Below are 19,972 nucleotides of genomic sequence, written 5' to 3' on the forward strand. Positions count from 1 at the left end.
GCGCGGCATCGATTTCACTCGGTCCGCAGCACCTCGGATGCCGCGACGAACAGCGCGGCGATCTCGCGCAGTTCATCCGCCTCCTTGCGACCGACCTTGGCCTCGGGAAGCATCGGGAAGGTCACCAGCGACACTTCCCACAATTCGACTTCGACCAGCGCGCGCCGGCCCTTCTGGTCGCGTTCGGCCCTGATCGTGCGATAGCCGATCGACAGCCCGTCGATCGCGCCCGCCTGGATCAGCGCCGCCGCCTCGCGGGCCTGCGCCACATCGGGCAGCAACCGCCCCTTGACCCACAAACCCCGTTCGTCTTCGCGAACCTCGTCCCAGACGCCGATGGGCCGGGTCGGATCGTGCTGCCACAGCATCCGTACCTTGTCGCCCTTGCCCGTCAGTCGCTTCAGACTGGCCTCGAAAGCGCCCGGCAGCACGGCATCGCCACCCTGATCGGTCATCCCGAACAGGCTGGCATAGCCTTCGATCACATGATCGTCGGACAGGATCGGTGTCCCGCCCGCGAATTTCACCTCAAGTCCCGGAACCATTCCCTCAGCCTCCTTTCGGCGCATATTCCAGAATGCCCTGCACCGCCTGTGTCAGGATCACCGCGACGACGCCGTAGACGGTCATCCACAGTCGCCTCTCCAACCCTTCGATCAGCGCCTCGATCCGCTCCAGCCGCTTCTCGACGGTGCCGAACTGCAGCGCCATGATCCGCTCCTGCGCCTCGAACCGCTGATCGTGCCAGCCGAAGGCATCCTTGACGAAACGAGATCCCTCCATCGCCTCACCCATCGGCCAGCGGCGGCAGCCCCAGCAGCGCCCGTTTCTCGGCATCGGTCAGGAAGCTGGCCTCGCTGATACGCTTCCACTGCTGATCGCGTTCATCGGACAAGGCTGGGATGCGGTCGGGATCGGGACGCAGATCGATCTCGGCGCCAAGATGCTCGGACAGCCACCAGGCGACCGAGGCCGCCACACGTGTCGCCAACGGCAGCACGGTCAACCGATAGAAGGCCCGGTGCGCCTCGGCATAATTGGCATAGGTCGCATCGCCGGGGATCCCCAGCAGCATCGGCGGAACGCCGAACGCCAAGGCGATCTCGCGCGATGCCGCCATCTTCGTCTGATGGAATTCCATGTCGCTGGGGCTGAACCCCATGGGCTTCCAGTCCAGTCCGCCCTCCAGCAGCATCGGCCTGCCCGCATTCCGCGCGCCCTGGTGGTTCATCTCGATCTCGCCCACCAGCCGGTCGTACTGTTCGGGGCTCAGCACGCCCTGCCCGTCCGCGCCCTTGTAGACGATCGCACCGCTGGGTCGCGCCGCGTTGTCCAGCAACGCCTTGGACCAGGCCGAGGCGCTATTGTGGACGTCCAAAGCCACCGCTGCAGCCTGCATCGGGGACAGACCGTAATGGTCGTCCTGCGGATGAAAGCTTTTCACATGACAGATCGGATCGGGGCTGCCCGTCATGTCGAAACGGTGCTTGCGGCCACCGACCGCATACTCGAATGCGACTGGCCAGCCATCCTCGCCCGGCACGATGCTCATCCGGTCCGAACGCAGGACATGCAACTCCTCGGGCAGCCCCGCACCGGACAGTCCGACCGCCTCGACATAACCGTTTCCCGACAGCAGCATCTGCCCGAACACCGCTTCGAACAACTCGGCACGTCCCTGCCCCGGATTGGGTCTGCGCAGCAGGTCGATGACCGGATGGGCGTCATAGCGCCGCTCGCGATCCTCGCACACCAGGGGCACCGCAGCCGCGGCCTCGGCAATCAGCTTGACGCAGCGAAAACCCACGGGATTTCCCACGAACCCGCCCCGTGTCAGCGACCCGGTGTCGCGCGCCGACCAGACCGGTCGCCCCGAACCGGTCGCGAACGCCACGACCCGGCCCGTCGCGCTGGCCTTCCTCTCCTGCACGGGAGCGATCTTCTCCTCCCGCGAAAATAAACGAAACGCCATGCTCGCCTCCATGTCCCGGCCATGAAAAAGGGCCGACCCGCAGGCCAGCCCCTTCTTCTTTGCTGAAATATCCTGGGCATCCGGGGGTGAAACCCCCGGCACCGTCGTCACAAGCGCCGCATCTGCGGCCGCCGCCATCCCGCGGCCGGTTCGATCATCAGCTCATGGATGGCCCAAACCATCGCATCCAGCCGATCAGGCGACCCTCGCCCCTCGAACCCCCGAACCGTCATCTGGCGCATCTGGTCTTCCAGCGCTCCAAGATTGCCGCTCCGCACATGACGGACGCGACCCTGCTCGTACAACGCCGCGACAGGCTCGGCGCGCAGCCCCTTGCCGCGACCGGCCCGCAGCGCCTTGAAGGGCACCAGAGGGTCGATCTGCCGGATCACGCTTTCAACCAGATCACCGCCCTGATTGACCTCGGCCACCAGTTTCTCGGCCCCATGCCGGTCCATGGCGGCAATCGCCGCACGCGCCCAATCCGTCGGTCCGCCCCTGATCGTCGCATCTTCCAGCACAAAGGCGCGCCAGTCGCGCGGCTCGCCATCGGCCAGAACCCCCGCGACCACGATCCCGCATTCGTCGCTGGCCTTGCCTGCCGTAACCGCCGGATCGACCGCGACCACAACGCGGCTCAGCCTCGGCGCGTGATCCACCCGTGCGCCCTCCAGCATCTGGGTCGTCCACAGCGCGCCTTCCACATCGTCCAGCAGAACCCCGTCCAGTTCCTGCCGTCCCAGCCTCGTTCCGCCGTAACGCGCCTCGACCTCGGCCAGGAAACTCTCGGCCAGATAGGCCCGGTTGGCATCGGTCGGCGCGTGGGTGGTCACGGTGCTGGCATTGCCAAGTATGCGCTTCAGCACGCCGACATTGCGGGGTGTCGTCGTGACGACCTGCTGCGGATGCCGCCCCAGCCGCAGCGCGAACTGAAGCATGTCCCAGCTGTCCTCCGCCTTCTTCCACTTGGCCAGCTCATCGACCCAGGCGGCGTCGAATTGCGGCCCGCGCAGCGCCTCGGGCTCATGCGCGGAATAGACCGTCGCAGTCGCGCCGTTGGCCCAGACCAGCCGCCGGCGCCCGGCCTCCCAGACCGGCCGGCGATCCGGAGGAGAGCAGGCAAGAATGCCGCTCTCGCCCATGACCATCACCTCGCGCGCCTGATCGAAGGTCTCTCCGACCAACGCAACGCGATGGCACTTGCCGGGTGCGGCGGCGGTCGGCCCCTCGACCATCCGCCGCACCCACTCCGAGCCTGCGCGGGTCTTGCCCGCACCACGCCCGCCCATGATGACCCAGCTTTTCCAGTCGCCTTCCGGCGGCAACTGGTGCGGCAGGGCCCAGAACTCGAACAGCCAAGGCAGCGCCATCAGCGCGTTCTCGGACAGACCACCCAGAAACGCGTCAACTTCCTCCGGCGCGGCGGAGGCAAGCCAAGCGGCGCCCGATCTCATCTCTTGCCGCGTCAAGATCGAGGCTGCCTCCTCCGACCCCGCCGGCGATATCCTTGCGAAGTTTGTCAACCCTGTCCCTTTCCGTCATCATCATGTGGATGGCTTCGCGGACTCCCCGCGCCACCTGCGTGGCCTTCTTCAACTCTGCCGGATCGACAGAAGCCGAACTTCCCGCCGCCAAGGCATCCTGATAGGCTTCCAGGTCCCGGACGTAAGAGAAGAAAAGCCCATCCGCGACGGTGATCGCCTCTTCCGGATCATATCTTCGCCGCGCTTCCCCGACCTGGTCCGCAGGCTTGTCGGTGACGTGCGACGTGGCCACAAACGGCCCTTCGGGATCACCGACCCCGCCCCATTCCATATCGTTCATGCAAACTGTCCCGCCTCGTGTCCTGTCCGCACGAGCCAAGAAATGGAAAAGCGGCCCAAGGGGTCGCCCCCCGGCCGCTTGCCCATTTCTCCCAGCATGTATAATTTCTACCTTAAGGCGTTCGGTTAGTCAATCGCTAAATCAAAGGACGATCTGAAAATCGGAATTTACATAACAATAATAGACGCTTAATTCGCGCAACACCCGTTGCGTACGCCGCGCAACACCAGCCCCATGCGGCGGGAATCGCGCACGAAAACGCCCGCCACAATGACGTGGCGGGCGCAGAGATCGCCAAGCCGGACATCAGCCCTTTTTCTTGGGATTTCCCTTGGCGCGCGCTTCGGTCGCCGCCGCGATGGCGGTGCTGGCCTCATCCTGCATCTTCTGCGCGAAAGCCACCATCTGCGCGGCATATGCCTCGGCCCAATCCGGAAAATGGCCGCTTTTCAGGGCTTGCTCGCGCATTTCCTCGCCCTTTTCACGCATCTTCTGGAACTGCTCTTCCCAGGCGGATTGCATGGTCTGCCACTGTGTGCGCACATTCTCGTTCGCTTCCTCGAAATAGCCGCGCATCTGTGCGTTCAACTCGTCCTGCCGTTGCAAGGCGGTCTCTTGCCACTTCCGGGCACCGGCCATCATCTCGTCGTTGCGAGCGCTCATGTCGTCCTGCCATTCGGCGGCCCGCTGTTCGAACATTCGGGCGTTCTCGGCGAGGGTCGAAAACATGTCGGACAGTTTCATCACGCATCCTCCTGATGTCAGAGGGTGCGGGCCGGCGCAGCCGACGCCATGGAAAAGCCCGCCCCATCACATCGCAGCCTGCGGCGTGGGGCGGGCTTTGTCAAACCTTATGGACCGGCGCTCAGCCGCCCCCCTGAACGGGGCTGTCCGTAGCCTCTCCACGCTGCGCCTCAATCTCGCGCCACCGCGCGACATTCCGGTTATGCTCGTCCAGCGTGCGCGCAAACGCATGCCCGCCCGTGCCATCCGCTACGAAGAAGATGAAATCGGTCTGCGCGGGATTCAGGGCCGCGTTGATCGCCGCACGCCCGGGATTGGCAATCGGCGTCGGCGGCATCCCGTCGATGCGATAGGTGTTGTAGGGCGTCGTCGTGTTCAGTTCCGACCGCCTCAGACCCCGATCAAGAACACCCTGACCGTTGGTGATGCCATAGATCACGGTCGGGTCGGTTTCCAGCCGCATGCCCTGTTCCAGCCGGTTGACGAAGACGCTGGCGACCTGCGGACGTTCGGCTGCGACGCCCGTCTCCTTCTCGACGATCGAGGCCATGATCAGCGCCTCTTCCGGCGTTTCATAAGGCAGACCAAAGGGCCGTGCCTCCCATTCGGCGGCAAGGATCGCGGATTGCCGGCGCGCCATGTCGGCCAGCAGCGCGGTTCGCGATGATCCCTTCTCGACCTCATAGGTGTCGGGTGCCAGGCTGCCCTCGGCCGGGACCTCATCGATCTCTCCGCTCAGGAAGCCGGCCGCTTTCAGCCCTTCGACGATCTGCCAGCTGGTGACGCCCTCGGCGACGGTGATCCGCAGCCGGGCATCGGGACTCTCCGTCGCGACGGTGATCGCTTCGGGCTGTTCCTCGTTGGCGGGGTTATAGCGTGCCATTTCCTCGAATGCGCCGGTCTGCTGGTTCATGTCGCGCAACAGGACGGTGTTTTCGCGCACGCCGACCCGCAGGATCACCTCGGTCCCGCAGGTCGAAGGGCCGCCCGCCGTCACCACGCCGACGATGTCCTGCATGCTGGCACGCGGCGGCACAAGATAGCTGCCGAATTTCAGATCGCGCGACTTTTCCATATAGTCGGCGCCCGCGCGAAACAGATAGGCGCTGCTGACCGCGCCCTGCGCGGCAAGCTGCTGGCTGACCGCGTTCAGGCTGGCGCCCGGCGCGATCTCGACGCATTGGGCAACCTCGCTGGGACCGGGGCCGCTGAACTCGTGCTTGGCCCACGCCACCGCGGCTGCAACCGCGATCAGCAGAACGATCAGCAGGGTCAGGAAATTCGAGGCGATGTTGCGCCAGATCATCCTGCGACCTTCCCAAGGATCAGGCTGGCATTGGTGCCGCCGAATCCGAAGCTGTTGGACAGAACCACATCGACCTTGCGCCGAACGGCGGCATTCGCGGCCAGATCCAGCTTCGGCTGCACCGCCGGATTGTCCAGATTGATGGTCGGCGGACAGATCTGGTCACGGATCGCGAGGATGCAGAAGATCGCCTCGACAGCGCCCGCCGCACCCAGAAGATGCCCGATGCTGGATTTGGTGGACGACATCACGGCGTTGGCCGCATGTTCGCCCATCAGCCGTTCAACGGCGCCCAGTTCGATCGTGTCAGCCATCGTGCTGGTGCCATGCGCGTTGATATAATCGATCTTCTCGGGTCCGATCTTCGCGCTGCGCAGCGCGTTCTGCATGGCCCGGAATCCGCCGTCGCCATCCTCGCTGGGTGCGGTGATGTGATAGGCGTCCCCCGACAGCCCGTATCCCAGCACCTCGGCATAGATTGTCGCGCCGCGCGCCTTGGCGTGTTCGTATTCTTCCAGAACCACACAGCCCGCGCCTTCGCCCATCACGAAGCCGTCCCGATCCTGGTCATACGGGCGGCTGGCGGCCTGGGGATCTTCGGCCCGCTTGGTCGACAATGCCTTGCAGGCGTTGAAGCCCGCGATCCCGATCTCGCTGATCGGCGCCTCGGCACCGCCCGCGACCATGACATCCGCATCGCCCAGCATGATCAGCCGCGCGGCGTCACCGATCGCGTGCGCCCCGGTCGAACAGGCCGTCACCACGGCATGGTTGGGGCCCTTGAACCCGAACCGGATGCTGACCTGACCCGAGATCAGGTTGATCAGCGCGCCGGGAATGAAGAACGGGCTGACCCGCTTGGGACCGCGTTCCCTGATCAGAACAGCCGTTTCCGCGATCGAGGTCAGACCGCCGATGCCGGACCCGATCATGACGCCGGTGCGCAAGCGGGATTCCTCGTCCTCGGGTTCCCACCCGGCGTCCTTCACCGCTTGCGTGGCGGCGGCCATGCCATACAGGATGAAATCATCGACCTTGCGCCGGTCCTTCGGCTCCATCCAGTCATCAGGATTGAAGCTGCCGTCGCTGCCATCGCCGAAAGGGATCTCGCAGGCGTATTTCGTCACCACGTCCTTGGGATCGAACCGGGTGATCGGACCCGCGCCCGATTTTCCTGCCAGCAGGCGCTGCCAACTGGCTTCGACGCCCGAGGCAAGCGGTGTGACCATCCCCAACCCGGTGACAACAACCCTGCGCATATCCATGTCCTCGCCTCATCAATTTCGGGCGGTGATACACGCCCAAAACACGCCGCGCAACGCATGACAATGTGAAGCCCGCCCTCTTGCCAAGGGCGGGCGCGGCCAGCAGATGAGGAAGATCTACGTCAGCCGACGACGGGTTTCTGATTGGCCAGGTGACGCTCGGCCAGTTTCCGCGCCTGCCGCCCGGGGACCACGGGACGCGCGGGCTGCCGCAATTCCATATCCGCGCCGATCTCGGCCAGATCCGGGAACAGGGCCAGAATCTCGGCACGCGCCTCCTCGGACACGCCTTTCAGCGCCTGCGGACCGGTGAACAGCGATTCGGACACCGCACCGTTCGATGTCACCAACTGGTGATCGTCGAACAGCAAATGAACATAGGTGACTTGTGCGGCGTCTTCGACCATTTCGATGCCCGGCAGCGCGGTCAATTGCTTGGCCGCGACCAGAACCTCGTTGGTGCCGAACATCCGCTGCGCCACCGCCGACCGCACCAGCACCCGGTGCTGGGGCGAGACAAGAAGATCGGCATTCGGCAGGCCAAGCCCCAGCGCCCCGATCCGGATCCGGATCGGTTTCAGGTTATCGGTGTCACGGACATCCAGGTCACGCGATCCGACCCAGCGCAACATCTGGACGCCTGCATCGACGGTGATGACCGCATCGCCTTCGCGCAGATCCTCGACCGGACGCGGTCCTTCGGGCGTCTCGATCATGGTCCCGGCGACAAAGCAGGTGATGAAATTGGCCGCACCACGGTCGGCTGTCAGATTGCCGCTATTCGAGATCAGACCGTTCAGCCTCATCGACACGATCGGGCCGCTTTGAAAGATAGCGGAGTCGGCGTTGGCAGTAATTTCTGGTGCCAGAAACAGGTTGCGAGCCTCATCCTGAAAGACCACCGCAGAGACATTACCGGTCGATCCGTCGAAAAATGTCACGGTCGCGTCATAGACGCCAAGCCCTTCGAATGTCGCGACCGTCTGGGAACCGGCACCGGGCAGCGTGTATTGAACCTGATCCGTCCCAACGCGGTTGGTGTCCAGTGATCCAGCCTGGCCAGCACGGTCCAGCGCCGTGACGGTGACGATACGTTCAAACAGCGGATCGGCGGGACTTCCGTTGGTCTGCCCGACAAGGTCGATGGCGTTCTCGCTGATCGCATTTCCCTCGGTCGGATCGATATTGAACGTCCCGGTATTCCCCAGGAAAATCGCATTGAAGGTCGTCGGCATCGCCTCACTCCTGTAAACTCATCCAACCGGGCTGCGCAGCAAGCCCGCAAACAAAACATTGTCGCGGCAGAATATCATCCGGTCCAAGTCGTTTGTCCAGCGATGATGCCACCAAACATCTGTACATTTGGTCAGGTTTGCACGCGCCGCAAATTCGCGGCGTCAGATCAGCCCTTCTGCGCTGAAATCCGCGCGCAGGTCGCGCTCGGGGCGCGGGCCCACATGCCCGATCACCTCGGCGGCGGCAATGCAGCCCATCCGACCCGCGGCCTCCAGCGGGGCGCCCCGTGCCAGCCCGTAGATCAGGCCGGCGGCGAACTGATCGCCCGCCCCGGTGGCATCCACCGGCACCACCCTGTGGACAGGCGCGGTCACACGCACGCCGTCGCGGATCAGGATCGCATCCTCGCCTGACCGGGTGCAGATCACCGTGCCGCAGTCGGCGCTTGCCTGGGCCAGCGCGGTTTCCAGATCCTCGGTCTGATACAGCGACGACCATTCGTGGATATTGCCGATCACGTAATCCATCGGCCCGGCGACCAGCTTGCGGAAATCCTCGCGGTGCCGGTCCACGCAGAACGGGTCCGACAGGGCGATCCCGGCCTGTCCGCCCGCCTCGTGACAGCAGCGCGCGGCCTTCAGGAACGCCTCTTTTCCCTTGGGCTTGTCGAACAGGTATCCTTCCAGGAACAGCCACCCTGCCCCCTGAAAGACCGACGGGTTCACGTCATCGGGCCCAAGCTCGGCCGAAATGCCCAGATAGGTGCTCATCGACCGTTCGCCGTCGGGCGTCACAAGGATGATGCTGCGCGAGGTCGGCAGCTGATCGCCCGCGACCGGCGGATTGACGAACACGGTGCCCGCAGCCTCTGTCTGTTCGGCATAGGACAGCCCCAGCGCATCCTCGGCCACGCGACCGATGAACGCGGTCTTCAGACCCAGCGCACCGATCCCCGCCAACGTGTTGGCCACCGATCCGCCCGGCACCAGCCGCGCCTGCGCCCGGCCGGGCCCGTGATCGTCGGCCTGCGCGGCCATCAGGTATTCGGACCGCTCGCGCTCGATCAGCTGCATGATCCCCTTCTGCACCCCCAGCGCCTCAAGCCGCGCGTCGTCGGTGGGCGAGATCACGTCCATCACCGCGTTGCCGATTCCGATCACATAGGGCGTGGTCATGCGGTCTTCTCCTCATAGGGGCAGAGATCTTTGATGATGCAGACGGCACAGCGCGGGCGCCGTGCCTGACAGATATAGCGCCCATGCAGGATCAGCCAGTGATGGGCATGTTGCTGAAACCGGGCGGGCACGTTGTCCTCGATCGCGCGTTCGACCTCGTCCACGTCCCGGCCCGGTGCAAGGCGCGTGCGATTGCCGACCCGGAAGATATGCGTGTCCACCGCCTGCGCGGGCTGGCCGAAGGCGCAGTTCAGCACGACATTGGCCGTCTTGCGCCCGACGCCCGGCAGGCTCATCAACGCGGCACGGCTGTCGGGCACCGCGCCGCCGTAATCCTGAACAAGGATCCGCGACAGCGCGATGACATTCTTCGCCTTCTGTCGGTAAAGCCCGATGGTGCGGATATGTTCGGTCACGCCCTCAAGCCCCAGATCCAGCATCTTCTGCGGCGTGTCGGCCACCGCGAACAGTCCCTTGGTGGCCTTGTTCACCCCGATATCGGTCGCCTGCGCGGACAACGCCACCGCGACGACCAGCGTAAAGGGATTGACGAAATTCAGCTCCGTTTCGGGATGCGGATTGGCCTCCTCGAGCCGCGTGAAGATCGCGACCTGTTCCGGAAACGGCAGCGGAGGTGAAAGACGCGAGGATCTGGCCATGACACGAGGCTTCTGACGATCAACGCCGCGCTTTGCAAGTGCCGCGATGCAGCATGCCCGCACTTGCCGGAGGAAAATCGCCAATGATCGAATTGTGACGCGTTGTCAGCGCATTCGCTGATATCTGCGCTTTCCTTCGTTGCGGAACTGCGCCAGCTTGCAAGACGTTCCAGAACCGGCCCGGAATCGGGCGCGCCAGATCCGGCGGCCATCCCGTCCGGCACATGACAAGGAAAGGGGATACAGATGAACCTCCGCTTGACGACGACTATTGCCGCGTCGGGGCTGATCGCGCTCGGTGCCTGCACCGATCCGTCGATGAACCCGAACGGCACCGCGACGGGCATGTCGCGCACCCAGCAGGGCGCACTTGCGGGCGCCGCGATCGGCGCGGTGCTGGCCGGCACGCGCGACAGCGACAAGAACAATCAGGGCCGGGACGCCGCACGAGGCGCGATCCTGGGCGCCGCCGCCGGGGCCGTGGCCGGGAACATCCTCGACCGTCAGGCCGCCGCGCTGAAGCAGTCGGTGTCCTCGAACGTCCAGGTCGTGAACCACGGCTCGTATCTTCAGGTCGTGCTGCCCGAAGGCATCCTGTTCGCCACCGATTCCGCTGCCGTGTCAGGCCCCGCGCAAAGCGATCTTTACGCCGTCGCGCGCAACCTGAACCAGTATCCGAACAGCCGGATCGAGGTGGTGGGCCATACCGACAGCACCGGCTCGGCCGCCTATAACCAGGACTTGTCGCAGCGCCGGGCCGGATCGGTCGCCGGCATCCTGACCGCCGCGGGCGTCAATCCCGGACGGGTGGTCGCCGTCGGCCGCGCGTCCAGCCAGCCGGTGGCGTCCAACGCGACCGCGCAGGGCCGCGCCCAGAACCGCCGGGTCGAAATCCTGATCCGCCCGACGAACTGACGGCTCGGCGCGCGCCGAACCTGCACCACGACTGTTCGAGGCCGGCATCCGCCGGCCTCTTTTCATGCGACCATCAGGTCATACAGGCTTTCGCCAAACGAAAACCCCCGGCCAGAAGACCGGGGGTTTTTTATCATGCAGCCGATCTGCGCCCGTGGCGGGCATCAGTTCAGGCGCTGAGACACTTCGCTGATGGCATCGTCGATCCCTGCCGAACGCTGGCCGGACTGGACCTGTGCCGCCAGCAATTCGGATGCTGCGGCGATGGCGGTCCGGACGGCGCGATCGCGCACGGCACGGACTGCGTCGTTCTCGGCGCTGGTGATCTGATCCTCGGCACCCTTCAGACGACGCTCGATAGACGTCTTCAGGTCCGACTGCGCCTTGGCGGCCTGCGCCTCGGCCTCGCGCTTGGCGTTGGCGACGATCTCCTGTGCCTGACCCTTCACCTCGCGCTGACGACGCTCGTAGCTGGCATAGATCTCCTGCGCTTCTTCGCGCAGGCGACGCGCCTCGTCCAGGTCCGCGCGGATCCCCTCGGCACGCTTGTCCAGCATGCCGCCGACGATCGAGGGAACCTTGAAATAGATCACCACGCCCACGAAGATCAGGAACGCGATCAGGACGATGAAGTCGGTGTTGCCAAGCGAGAAGAACGGCCCCGTGGCTGCTGCGGCAGGTCCTGCGCTGGCCGCAAGCAAGGCGATGGCAGAAAGTCGTTTCATTGCACGGCCCCCTTGATGCGGTTGTCCACAGCCTGATCGACGGCACCCTGATCGACGTTTCCGCCAAAGCTGCTGACCAGCTCTGCCGTCACTTCGCGGGCGACCTCGCGGGCGTCGGTCACGGCCGACTCGCGGATCTCGGCGATGCGCTTTTCCGATTCAGCGGTGCGCGCTGCGATCTCGGCATCGGCCTTGGCAATCGCCGCATCCAGTTCCTTCTGGATCTCGGCGCGATTGGCGGCGACGATCTTGGCCGCCTCGCTACGGGCATCGGCCAAGGCCTGATCATAGGCGGCTTCCGCCTCGCGGGCCTTCTGCTTGAATTCTTCGGCAGCCATCAGATCGCCGGTAATGGCGCCCTGACGGTCGGAAATGACCGCGGCGATGCGCGGCAATGCCACATTCGACAGCACCCAGTACAACGCCAGCAAGGTGACGACGAGCCAGAAGATCTGGTTCGGGAAAGTAGCGATGTCAAGCTGCGGCAGGCCCGTGGATTCGGCCGCGTGACCGGCCTGATCCGCGCCGTGTGCGGCGGCCGCTTCGGTATGTTCGGCCACGCTTTGGGCGGCCTCTTGCAACAGGCTGATCATGTCCTACCCCATTGGCCTCTCAGGTCACGAAGGGGCGAGGCCGAAAACCTCACCCCGCCGCAAGGATGGCGTGGGATCAGACCGCGAACATCAGCAGAAGCGCGACGAGGAACGAGAAGATCCCCAGAGCTTCGGCGAAGGCCATGCCGATGAACAGCGTAGCGGTCTGACCGGCGGCGGCCGACGGATTGCGCAGGGCGCCCGACAGGAAGTTCCCGGCCACGTTGCCCACACCGATGGCAGCCCCGCCCATGCCGATGGCGGTCAGGCCGACGCCGATGTACTGGCCCAGTTCTCCGATATTGCCTTCCATGATGATACTCCTTGCGGTTGGAAGTTTGAAATTCGGGTAAAGATGATCCTGATGCGGCGCCCGCCTAGTGCGACGGATGCAGCGCGTCCTTCAAGTAGACGCAGGTCAGGATGGTGAACACATAGGCCTGGATGAAGGCCACGAGGATCTCGAAGGCATACATGCCGACGACAGCCAGGATCGAGACGGGGGCAACGGCGGCGATCGCGGCAAAGCCTGCGAAGACCTTGATCACGGCGTGGCCTGCGATCATGTTGCCTGCAAGACGAATGGAATGGCTGACCGGGCGCACGAAATACGAGATCACCTCGATCACGGCCAGAACCGGGCGGATCGCCAGCGGCGCCGAGCGGACCCAGAACAGGTCAAGGAAATGCGCGCCGTTCTTGATGAAGCCGATCGCCGTGACGCTGACGAACACCGCCAGCGCCAGAACGCCGGTCACCGCGATATGCGACGTCACCGTGAACGCCTTCGGCAGCAGTCCGGCAAAGTTCGAGACCGTGATGAACATGAACAGCGTCATGATATACGGGAAGTATTTCAGCCCGTCCTTGCCGGCGATGTCCTCGATCATCTTGTGGACCATACCGTAGGACAACTCGGCAACCGACTGCGCACGGTTGGGCACGATCGCCCGGCCACGGGTGCCCATCACCAGCAGCGCGATGATGGCCAGCGCGACCACGGCCATCCACAGCGTGACGTTCGTCGGCGTGTACCAGTGCACCTCGCCACCGCCGAACAGCGGTTTGACGATGAACTGGTCCATCGGGTGGAAGGTCAGGCCGGTTGCTTCTTCCATCTCGGTCGCCACGGTCAATCCCTCTTGTCGGTCTCCGGCGCGTCGCCGGGGCTGCTACCCAGTTCGGCCGCGGTGCGCATCATCGTCTTGATGCCGGCCGCGAAGCCGAGAAAAATGAACAGGATCATCAGGAACGGCTGCGTGCCGAACAGATGATCCAGGCCGTATCCGATACCGCAGCCCAGCAAGATGCCCGCTACGATCTCGAGGACCATGCGCCAGGCGATATGCGCCTTGTCATAGCCCGCCATCGGCGTCCTCGCCTCTGGCTTAGAAGTCAATCGTGACAGCCGTTCCTCCAGCTGGCGCAGACGGGCCGCATCGTCGTCCCTGTCGCCCCCATGCCGGGGCCCTTCGGCCATCTCTCACGCCCCCGTTATCACTCGACCGGGTGTCTAGGGGGGATCGCGGTTCAAGTCAAGCAAGTGCAGGATATGCATAGTAGACTGAAAATAAAGAGAATTCCTGACGGAAGCTTTTGCCCGCACCGCTTGCATTCCCGGCTGCGCGCCGACATTATTCAACCGCCAGGTTGACCTTCGGCCGGCTTGGGACAGCAAGGATCATCAATGCCCTCCTTTTCGCCCGACCGGCTGGACCTGATTTTCGCGGCGCTGGCCGATCCTACGCGGCGGCGCGTGCTGTCCATGCTGCTGGAGGACGACATGGCGGTCAGCGATGTGGCTCATCCCTTCGACATGAGCCTTGCGGCCATTTCCAAGCACCTCTCGGTGCTTGCGGCGGCGGGCCTGATCCGGCAGGAACGCCGTGGCCGGATCACCTGGTGCATGCTGGATCCGGACGGCATGCGCGCCGCCTCGATCTGGATGCAGGGCTTCGGTCAGTTCGACCCCGTCGATCTGGACGCGTTCGAACGATTTCTGGAAACCGAGATGCAGGAATGGACCAAGGAATGACCAGCCGCCCCGACATCCTGTGCATCGGCGCGATGCTGTGGGACGTGATCGGCCGCGCGCCGCGCCGGATGGCACCGGGGGCGGACGTGCCGGGCCGGATCCGCCACATTCCGGGTGGTGTCGCGCTGAACGTCGCGGTCGCGCTGGCACGCTGGGGCCTGGCACCGGCCGTATTGTCGGCGGTGGGCCGCGACCCGGAGGGCGCGGCGCTGGTGGCCGAGGCGGAACGGCTTGGGGTCCTCACAGGCTGGCTTTCGCGCGACACCGGGCTGCCAACCGATTGCTATATGGGGATCGAAGACAGCCAGGGCCTGATCGCCGCCATCGCCGACGCGCACAGCCTTGAACAGGCGGGCGACGCCATCCTTGCGCCGCTGTCGGCCGATCTGGCGGGCTGGACCGGTGCCGTGGTGCTGGATGGCAACCTGACCGAGGATCTGTTGTCGGCCATCGCCCGTGACCCGCGCCTTGCACTGGCCGATCTGCGCGTTGTCCCCGCCAGCCCCGGCAAGGCCGAGCGGCTCGAGCCGCTGATCGCCGCACGGCGCGGCTGTTTCTATCTGAACAGGCTCGAGGCCGAGATCCTTGCCGGACGCGCCTGCCCCGACGCCGCGACCGCCGCCGAGGCTGTTGTCGCGCGCGGTGCGGCGCGGGTTCTGGTCACCGACGGCCCGCATCCCGCCGCCGAGGCGATCGCAAATGGGCCGACCCTGACCCTGGCCCCTCCGCCGGTTGCCGTCGCGCGTGTGACCGGCGCGGGCGATTGCTTTCTGGCCGCGCATCTGGCAGCGGGGCTGTCAAACCAGCCGCGCGAGGCGGCTTTGCGGCAGGCCGTCGACGCCTCGGCCGCGCATGTTTCGGGAAAGGACGTTCCATGAATGATGCCCCGCTTCTGTATTCCCCCGAGGTCGCTGACGCGCTTGGCGCGGGACGGCCTGTCGTGGCTCTGGAATCGACGATCATCACCCACGGCATGCCCTATCCGCAGAATCTGGATATGGCGCGCGACGTCGAACAGGTGATCCGCACGGCAGGTGCAGTGCCCGCGACCATCGCCGTGATGGGGCATCAGATCCATGTCGGACTGACCGATGAAAGCCTGGAACAATTGGCTCAGACCCCGCCCGACGAGGTGATGAAGCTGAGCCGCGCCGATCTGGCCGTCTGCCTTGCCAATGGCCGAACCGGCGCGACGACGGTCGCCGCCACGATGATCTGTGCGCATCTGGCCGGAATCCGCGTCTTCGCGACCGGTGGCATCGGCGGCGTCCATCGCGGCGCCGAACACAGCTTTGATATCTCGGCCGATCTGCATGAGCTGGCGCAAACGCCGGTCACGGTCGTCGCGGCAGGCGCCAAGGCGATCCTTGACCTGCCCAAGACATGGGAAGTTCTAGAGACGCTTGGCGTGCCCGTGATCGCCTATGGCCAAGACGAACTGCCGGCCTTCTGGTCGCGCAGCAGCGGCATTCCGGCACCACTGCGGATGGACAGCCCAGGCCAGATCGCCGCCGCCGCCCGGATGCGCGCCCGGCTTGGCCTTGCAGGCGGACAGCTTGTCGCCAACCCGATCCCGCCCAACCACGAGATCACCCAAAGCGAAATCCTGCCCGTGATTCTGAAGGCGCTGGACGAGGCCGAGACGCAGGGCATCGCCACGAAATCGGTCACGCCCTTCCTGTTGCAACGGGTGTTCGAACTGACCGAGGGCAAATCGCTTGCCTCGAATATCGGGCTGGTCATGAACAATGCGCGACTTGCGGCAGAAATCGCCGTCGAAATGACGAAACCGGCTTGACCCCGGGCAGGCACTGACTGTTCCAATCACGCCATGCGTGTGCCCGACCCCACCCCTCTTTCATTGCCGCCGCGCCGTCCCGGTCTGCTGGCGCGTCTGCGCGCCAATTTCCTGGCCGGGCTGGTCGTCGTGGCGCCGATCGGCATCACCGTCTGGCTGATCTGGACGCTGACCGGCTGGATGGACAGCTGGGTGTTGCCGCTGATCCCTGCGCGCTGGCTGCCCGAACAGTATATCGGCATCAATCTGCGCGGCGTCGGCGTGGTGTTTTTCCTGTTCTTCACCGTGCTGATCGGCTGGATGGCCAAGGGCTGGGTCGGCCGGTCCCTGCTGCGCACCGGCGAACAGCTGGTGAACCGGATGCCGATCGTCCGGTCCATCTATGGCGCGCTGAAGCAGATCGCCGAAACCATCCTGTCGCAGTCCGAGGCGCGCTTCGACCGCGCCTGCCTGATCGAATATCCGCGCAAGGGATTGTGGGCGATAGGCTTTGTCGCCGGATCGGCCAAGGGCGAACTGCCCCGTGTCACCGGCGAGGACATGCTGGCCGTCTTCGTGCCGACCACGCCCAATCCGACATCCGGGTTCCTGATCTACGCCCCGGCGCGCGAGGTGAAGATCCTGTCCATGTCGGTCGAGGACGCAGCCAAGCTGGTGATCTCGGCCGGACTGGTCTATCCGACGATGCCCGAGCCGCGCAGCAATTCGGACAGATCGACCGTATCCTGAGCATTCAGCGCATCGGCGTGATCGGTCAGGAACAGGTCGGCAGACGCCTGCCCCGCCTCTTTCATCCGGGCCAGCAGACCGGGCGCCGGCATCATCTTGGACCGCGCGTTCAGATCGTTCATCAACGTATCGTCAAGGATCATGTGAACCAGTGGATCTTTCATCGCCCGGTTATGCAGCCGTTCCTCCGCGTGCAGCCGCTTGACGAAATTGATCGCGCGCAGTTCCGACATCAGCGCGCTGTTGAAGCTGACCTCGTTCACGCGGTCCGATATCTCGACCGGCGACCGCGGCACGCCGTCGCGCATCAGCGGATTGATGTTCACGATCACGATGTCGCGCGGCAGATCCCTGCGATACAGCGGGAAAAGGGCCGGATTACCGGTAAAGCCGCCATCCCAGAACGCCTCAAGCTGTCCAGTCTCGGGGTCGTGAATTTCGACCGCGCGGAACAGGGTCGGCAGGCAGGCCGATGCAAGAACCGCCTCGGTCGTGACGGCGTGGCGGGTGAACACCCTGATCCGCCCGCTGCGGACATTGGTCGCCGTCACGAACAGTTCCGGGCCGCGATCATTGGCAAAATTCGGATAGGGCAGTTCGCGCAGCACCGGTCCCAGCGGATTGACGTAGAACGGACCGTAGTCATAGGGGCTGAAGATGCGGCTGAGCCCGTCCAGCCACGCGGCGGGCGAAAACATCTCGGTCAGGCGATGCATGCTGCGCGGCAGCGGCATCAGCGAATGCATCCAGCGCACCAGCCGGTTGTCCGAAAGCTGGCCGACCTCGCTCCACAGGCAATCAAGGTTCCGGCGGGCCGCCCGTCGACCCTCGGGGCCCGAATGGCGCGACAACCCGGCCTTGACCGCAGCCCCGTTCAATGCCCCGGCCGAGGTGCCGCTGATCGCCGCGATGGTCAGCCAGTCTTCCTGCAGAAGCCGATCCAGCACGCCCCACGCAAAGGCCCCGTGCGCGCCGCCGCCCTGCAGGGCCAGGTTGATCGATTTTTCCTGCATCTGGAAGCCCCGCGGTTATTTCGCACCTGCGGCATACTACGCATGGCCACGCCTGCTGCAAGCGGCACAGGCGGCAGCGGGGTTCAGTCCGCCGCCGCACCTTGCGGCACGCTGCCCGGATGCACCGACAGCCGTCGCCGCCAGGGCATCAAGGGTTTCTCGGCCAGCTCGAAGACCAGCGCCGACCACAGGCATGACAGCGCCAAGGACCACAGCAGGATCGACAGGCTTCCGAAGGCCGCTACATCATTGGCCGCCAGCGCATACATGATCACATAATGCGACAGGTACATAGTGTAGGACCACACCCCGATGCGCCGCATGATCGCCCAGTTCAACGGCCGGAACACGATTGCATCCGGACAATTCACCGCGAAATGGAAGATCGGCATCAACGCAATGCCCTGCAGGCTGTAGCGCAGCGTGGAACGGAACATCTCGTCCCGATAGGCCAGCGTGAACAGCAACACCCCCAGCGACAGCGCCAGAATCGCATACATCGCCGGCCCGGACCGAAACCGGCGGTCGAAATCGGGATAGCGCTGCTGGACGATTGCCAGAATGCAGCCGTAAAGCAGGCTGTCGAAACGCGTATCGGTCGAGAAATAGATCTTCCAGTCGGGATCGCCCCAGCCAATCACCCGATAATACCGCCACGCCAGAATGATCGCCAGCAGCAGGACCAGATGACGCATCCGGATCGTGTTCCGCATCAGCGCGACAAAGATCGCGGGCCAGATCAGGTAGAAATGTTCCTCGACCGACAGCGACCAAAGGATACCCAGCCCCTCGACAAGCTGCGGTGCCGCGACCTGGGCGTAATAATTGAAATAGAACAGCAACTGACTGGTCAGCGTGCCCAGATCCAACTGGCCGCGCGCCAAGCCAAATGCGGACAGCAGCATCGCTGCGGCCAGCGTCAGCACCAGTGGCGGCATCAGACGCAGAACCCTGCGCAAATAGAACTGCCGCATCGAGATGGTTCCGTAGCGGTCCTGCTCCCGCAACAGCAGCGTGGTGATCAGATACCCCGAAAGAAAGAAGAAGACCGTCACCCCGAAGCCACCGGGACTTCGGCTGCTGATCTCGGCATGTCCCACCAGAACCAGAAGGATCGACGCTGCACGCAAGCCGTCAAGCGACGGCAGATACCCCGAACGGACCACGGCTACTCTCCACAAAAAACGCGATCAGTGATGCGCGCTTGGGGTCGCGTCTGTCAAGTTTGTTGTCGCCGCTGCCTCAATCGCCGATCAGGAATATCTCGGGCACCTCATAGACCTGCGTGCCATCGACGACGACGATCCAGATATCCGCCTCCATCCGCGCCGCGACCTCGCGACCGGATGCGTTCACATAGGGCTCGCGGGTTGCGGTGTCCTTCATGAAGTTCAGCGTGAACTGCTTTCCGTCCGGGGACTGGACCGTCACCGACGCCTGCCCATCCTCCATCCGCGCGACTCCGGCGGGACAAATGGCGCGCGCGTCTGAAACGCCTTCCCCGCAACGCAGCAGCGCGGTCGCGTCATATTCGTCGGTCGAGAAGGGCGCCGTCGCGTTCTGGGCATCGCCCGCGTCCTGATCCCTGCGTTCCCAATAGACGAAGATGCTGATCTTGGGAAAACGGAAGATCTGACCCAACTCTCCCAACCCGCTCTGCCGATAGACGGCATCGCCGTTGCTGTCGCGGAAATTTCCCGGCGTATCGCCGACAGGTTGAAGATCGTATTCCGTGCCGTCCTCAAGCCGGATGAGGACATTTCCCTGCCGCTGCGAGAATGTGCAATCAACCATCCGGTCCAGTGTGTCGGAACCGGCCGGATAGATCTCGCAGCTGGCGTCCGCGGTGTCGGCAAAGACCGGACCCGCGGCCAGGCCAAGAAGGAACGCGACACATGAAAGACGTTTCCGCATCGTGCTGAACCCCTGCGTTGATCCGGCTCACGCACCCGGACACGAAAACAGTGTATCAAGCCCGCATAC

Annotated in this window: 24 protein-coding genes; 5 read left to right on the plus strand and 19 right to left on the minus strand. The window is 64.5% G+C overall.

What is annotated here, in order from left to right; all coding sequences use genetic code 11:
• Positions 1–14 precede the first annotated feature (14 nt).
• The 11 genes from J7359_RS11915 to nth form a co-directional block, all read right to left on the minus strand.
• Positions 15–545 carry an HK97 family phage prohead protease gene (locus J7359_RS11915; RefSeq protein WP_247740358.1) on the minus strand — a complete coding sequence of 177 codons (531 nt, stop codon included), beginning with the start codon at positions 543–545 and terminating at the stop codon, positions 15–17.
• A gap of 4 nt (positions 546–549) precedes the next feature.
• Entirely contained in the window at positions 550–783 is a 234-nt protein-coding gene (locus J7359_RS11920; protein ID WP_209056887.1) for a hypothetical protein, read from the minus strand.
• Between the two features lie 4 nt (positions 784–787).
• Positions 788–1,972, minus strand: a complete 1,185-nt coding sequence (locus J7359_RS11925) for a phage portal protein (protein ID WP_209056888.1) — start codon at positions 1,970–1,972, stop codon at positions 788–790.
• A 107-nt stretch (positions 1,973–2,079) separates the two neighbouring features.
• Complete coding sequence (locus J7359_RS11930) at positions 2,080–3,426, minus strand: terminase family protein (RefSeq protein WP_209056889.1); 1,347 nt, start codon at positions 3,424–3,426, stop codon at positions 2,080–2,082.
• Positions 3,377–3,796: a permease gene (locus tag J7359_RS11935; protein ID WP_209056890.1), complete on the minus strand. Its 420-nt coding sequence runs from the start codon at positions 3,794–3,796 to the stop codon at positions 3,377–3,379. Before J7359_RS11935 ends, J7359_RS11930 begins: the two co-directional genes overlap by 50 nt.
• 306 nt (positions 3,797–4,102) lie before the next feature.
• On the minus strand, positions 4,103–4,540 hold the full coding sequence (locus J7359_RS11940) for a hypothetical protein (protein ID WP_209056891.1): 438 nt from the start codon (positions 4,538–4,540) through the stop codon (positions 4,103–4,105).
• 121 nt (positions 4,541–4,661) lie between these two features.
• Positions 4,662–5,846, minus strand: a complete 1,185-nt coding sequence (gene mltG / locus J7359_RS11945; RefSeq protein ID WP_209056892.1) for an endolytic transglycosylase MltG — start codon at positions 5,844–5,846, stop codon at positions 4,662–4,664.
• A complete protein-coding gene (gene fabF, locus J7359_RS11950) occupies positions 5,843–7,105 on the minus strand; it encodes a beta-ketoacyl-ACP synthase II (protein ID WP_209056893.1) in 1,263 nt (420 codons plus the stop codon). The genes mltG and fabF overlap by 4 nt, the downstream gene beginning before the upstream one ends.
• 128 nt (positions 7,106–7,233) lie before the next feature.
• Positions 7,234–8,346, minus strand: a complete 1,113-nt coding sequence (locus J7359_RS11955) for a Hint domain-containing protein (protein WP_209056895.1) — start codon at positions 8,344–8,346, stop codon at positions 7,234–7,236.
• A 162-nt stretch (positions 8,347–8,508) separates the two neighbouring features.
• A complete protein-coding gene (locus J7359_RS11960) occupies positions 8,509–9,522 on the minus strand; it encodes an adenosine kinase (protein WP_209056897.1) in 1,014 nt (337 codons plus the stop codon).
• Positions 9,519–10,181: an endonuclease III gene (gene nth / locus J7359_RS11965; RefSeq protein WP_209056899.1), complete on the minus strand. Its 663-nt coding sequence runs from the start codon at positions 10,179–10,181 to the stop codon at positions 9,519–9,521. The genes J7359_RS11960 and nth overlap by 4 nt, the downstream gene beginning before the upstream one ends.
• Positions 10,182–10,427: 246 nt before the next feature.
• On the opposite strand from nth, the gene J7359_RS11970 reads away from it, so the two are divergent.
• Positions 10,428–11,096 (plus strand): OmpA family protein, encoded by a 669-nt coding sequence (locus tag J7359_RS11970; protein WP_209056901.1) that lies wholly within the window; start codon positions 10,428–10,430, stop codon positions 11,094–11,096.
• Between the two features lie 164 nt (positions 11,097–11,260).
• Here the strand turns inward: J7359_RS11970 and J7359_RS11975 are convergent, their stop codons facing one another.
• The 5 genes from J7359_RS11975 to J7359_RS11995 form a co-directional block, all read right to left on the minus strand.
• The gene (locus J7359_RS11975; protein WP_209056903.1) at positions 11,261–11,821 is read right to left on the minus strand and encodes a F0F1 ATP synthase subunit B; all 561 of its coding nucleotides are present in this window, start codon (positions 11,819–11,821) and stop codon (positions 11,261–11,263) included.
• Entirely contained in the window at positions 11,818–12,414 is a 597-nt protein-coding gene (locus J7359_RS11980; RefSeq protein WP_209056905.1) for a F0F1 ATP synthase subunit B', read from the minus strand. The genes J7359_RS11975 and J7359_RS11980 overlap by 4 nt, the downstream gene beginning before the upstream one ends.
• 76 nt (positions 12,415–12,490) lie before the next feature.
• Positions 12,491–12,727: a F0F1 ATP synthase subunit C gene (locus J7359_RS11985; RefSeq protein ID WP_089343169.1), complete on the minus strand. Its 237-nt coding sequence runs from the start codon at positions 12,725–12,727 to the stop codon at positions 12,491–12,493.
• 64 nt (positions 12,728–12,791) lie between these two features.
• Entirely contained in the window at positions 12,792–13,532 is a 741-nt protein-coding gene (locus tag J7359_RS11990) for a F0F1 ATP synthase subunit A (RefSeq protein WP_209057047.1), read from the minus strand.
• 14 nt (positions 13,533–13,546) lie between these two features.
• Positions 13,547–13,783, minus strand: coding sequence for an AtpZ/AtpI family protein (locus J7359_RS11995; protein ID WP_348524378.1), 237 nt, complete (start codon positions 13,781–13,783; stop codon positions 13,547–13,549).
• 318 nt (positions 13,784–14,101) lie between these two features.
• Between J7359_RS11995 and J7359_RS12000 the strand changes: the two genes are divergently transcribed.
• The 4 genes from J7359_RS12000 to J7359_RS12015 are packed head-to-tail and all read left to right on the plus strand — an operon-like array spanning position 14,102 to position 16,976.
• On the plus strand, positions 14,102–14,449 hold the full coding sequence (locus J7359_RS12000; protein ID WP_209056909.1) for a metalloregulator ArsR/SmtB family transcription factor: 348 nt from the start codon (positions 14,102–14,104) through the stop codon (positions 14,447–14,449).
• Complete coding sequence (locus J7359_RS12005) at positions 14,446–15,327, plus strand: PfkB family carbohydrate kinase (protein WP_209056911.1); 882 nt, start codon at positions 14,446–14,448, stop codon at positions 15,325–15,327. The genes J7359_RS12000 and J7359_RS12005 overlap by 4 nt, the downstream gene beginning before the upstream one ends.
• Positions 15,324–16,247: a pseudouridine-5'-phosphate glycosidase gene (locus J7359_RS12010; protein WP_209056913.1), complete on the plus strand. Its 924-nt coding sequence runs from the start codon at positions 15,324–15,326 to the stop codon at positions 16,245–16,247. Before J7359_RS12005 ends, J7359_RS12010 begins: the two co-directional genes overlap by 4 nt.
• A gap of 33 nt (positions 16,248–16,280) precedes the next feature.
• Positions 16,281–16,976 carry a DUF502 domain-containing protein gene (locus J7359_RS12015; RefSeq protein ID WP_209056915.1) on the plus strand — a complete coding sequence of 232 codons (696 nt, stop codon included), beginning with the start codon at positions 16,281–16,283 and terminating at the stop codon, positions 16,974–16,976.
• On the opposite strand, the gene J7359_RS12020 is transcribed toward J7359_RS12015, so the two are convergent.
• The 3 genes from J7359_RS12020 to J7359_RS12030 all read right to left on the minus strand — a co-directional run bounded on the left by J7359_RS12020 (position 16,922) and on the right by J7359_RS12030 (position 19,903).
• Positions 16,922–17,989 carry a patatin-like phospholipase family protein gene (locus J7359_RS12020; RefSeq protein ID WP_209056916.1) on the minus strand — a complete coding sequence of 356 codons (1,068 nt, stop codon included), beginning with the start codon at positions 17,987–17,989 and terminating at the stop codon, positions 16,922–16,924. The genes J7359_RS12015 and J7359_RS12020 overlap by 55 nt on opposite strands.
• A gap of 83 nt (positions 17,990–18,072) precedes the next feature.
• Entirely contained in the window at positions 18,073–19,155 is a 1,083-nt protein-coding gene (locus tag J7359_RS12025) for an acyltransferase (RefSeq protein WP_209056917.1), read from the minus strand.
• Between the two features lie 76 nt (positions 19,156–19,231).
• Positions 19,232–19,903 carry a hypothetical protein gene (locus tag J7359_RS12030; RefSeq protein ID WP_209056918.1) on the minus strand — a complete coding sequence of 224 codons (672 nt, stop codon included), beginning with the start codon at positions 19,901–19,903 and terminating at the stop codon, positions 19,232–19,234.
• Positions 19,904–19,972: the final 69 nt, after the last annotated feature.

Origin of the sequence: Paracoccus sp. R12_2, from assembly GCF_017744015.1 — a bacterium.
In the GTDB taxonomy this organism is placed as follows: domain Bacteria; phylum Pseudomonadota; class Alphaproteobacteria; order Rhodobacterales; family Rhodobacteraceae; genus Paracoccus.

Bases quoted from the DNA above. Each gene is read 5' to 3' on its own strand.
- J7359_RS11915 (WP_247740358.1), bottom strand. From the start codon at position 545: ATGGTTCCGGGACTTGAGGTGAAATTCGCGGGCGGGACACCGATCCTG.
- J7359_RS11920 (WP_209056887.1), bottom strand. From the start codon at position 783: ATGGAGGGATCTCGTTTCGTCAAGGATGCCTTCGGCTGGCACGATCAG.
- J7359_RS11925 (WP_209056888.1), bottom strand. From the start codon at position 1,972: ATGGCGTTTCGTTTATTTTCGCGGGAGGAGAAGATCGCTCCCGTGCAG.
- J7359_RS11930 (WP_209056889.1), bottom strand. From the start codon at position 3,426: ATGAGATCGGGCGCCGCTTGGCTTGCCTCCGCCGCGCCGGAGGAAGTT.
- J7359_RS11935 (WP_209056890.1), bottom strand. From the start codon at position 3,796: ATGAACGATATGGAATGGGGCGGGGTCGGTGATCCCGAAGGGCCGTTT.
- J7359_RS11940 (WP_209056891.1), bottom strand. From the start codon at position 4,540: ATGAAACTGTCCGACATGTTTTCGACCCTCGCCGAGAACGCCCGAATG.
- mltG (WP_209056892.1), bottom strand. From the start codon at position 5,846: ATGATCTGGCGCAACATCGCCTCGAATTTCCTGACCCTGCTGATCGTT.
- fabF (WP_209056893.1), bottom strand. From the start codon at position 7,105: ATGCGCAGGGTTGTTGTCACCGGGTTGGGGATGGTCACACCGCTTGCC.
- J7359_RS11955 (WP_209056895.1), bottom strand. From the start codon at position 8,346: ATGCCGACGACCTTCAATGCGATTTTCCTGGGGAATACCGGGACGTTC.
- J7359_RS11960 (WP_209056897.1), bottom strand. From the start codon at position 9,522: ATGACCACGCCCTATGTGATCGGAATCGGCAACGCGGTGATGGACGTG.
- nth (WP_209056899.1), bottom strand. From the start codon at position 10,181: ATGGCCAGATCCTCGCGTCTTTCACCTCCGCTGCCGTTTCCGGAACAG.
- J7359_RS11970 (WP_209056901.1), top strand. From the start codon at position 10,428: ATGAACCTCCGCTTGACGACGACTATTGCCGCGTCGGGGCTGATCGCG.
- J7359_RS11975 (WP_209056903.1), bottom strand. From the start codon at position 11,821: ATGAAACGACTTTCTGCCATCGCCTTGCTTGCGGCCAGCGCAGGACCT.
- J7359_RS11980 (WP_209056905.1), bottom strand. From the start codon at position 12,414: ATGATCAGCCTGTTGCAAGAGGCCGCCCAAAGCGTGGCCGAACATACC.
- J7359_RS11985 (WP_089343169.1), bottom strand. From the start codon at position 12,727: ATGGAAGGCAATATCGGAGAACTGGGCCAGTACATCGGCGTCGGCCTG.
- J7359_RS11990 (WP_209057047.1), bottom strand. From the start codon at position 13,532: ATGGAAGAAGCAACCGGCCTGACCTTCCACCCGATGGACCAGTTCATC.
- J7359_RS11995 (WP_348524378.1), bottom strand. From the start codon at position 13,783: ATGGCGGGCTATGACAAGGCGCATATCGCCTGGCGCATGGTCCTCGAG.
- J7359_RS12000 (WP_209056909.1), top strand. From the start codon at position 14,102: ATGCCCTCCTTTTCGCCCGACCGGCTGGACCTGATTTTCGCGGCGCTG.
- J7359_RS12005 (WP_209056911.1), top strand. From the start codon at position 14,446: ATGACCAGCCGCCCCGACATCCTGTGCATCGGCGCGATGCTGTGGGAC.
- J7359_RS12010 (WP_209056913.1), top strand. From the start codon at position 15,324: ATGAATGATGCCCCGCTTCTGTATTCCCCCGAGGTCGCTGACGCGCTT.
- J7359_RS12015 (WP_209056915.1), top strand. From the start codon at position 16,281: ATGCGTGTGCCCGACCCCACCCCTCTTTCATTGCCGCCGCGCCGTCCC.
- J7359_RS12020 (WP_209056916.1), bottom strand. From the start codon at position 17,989: ATGCAGGAAAAATCGATCAACCTGGCCCTGCAGGGCGGCGGCGCGCAC.
- J7359_RS12030 (WP_209056918.1), bottom strand. From the start codon at position 19,903: ATGCGGAAACGTCTTTCATGTGTCGCGTTCCTTCTTGGCCTGGCCGCG.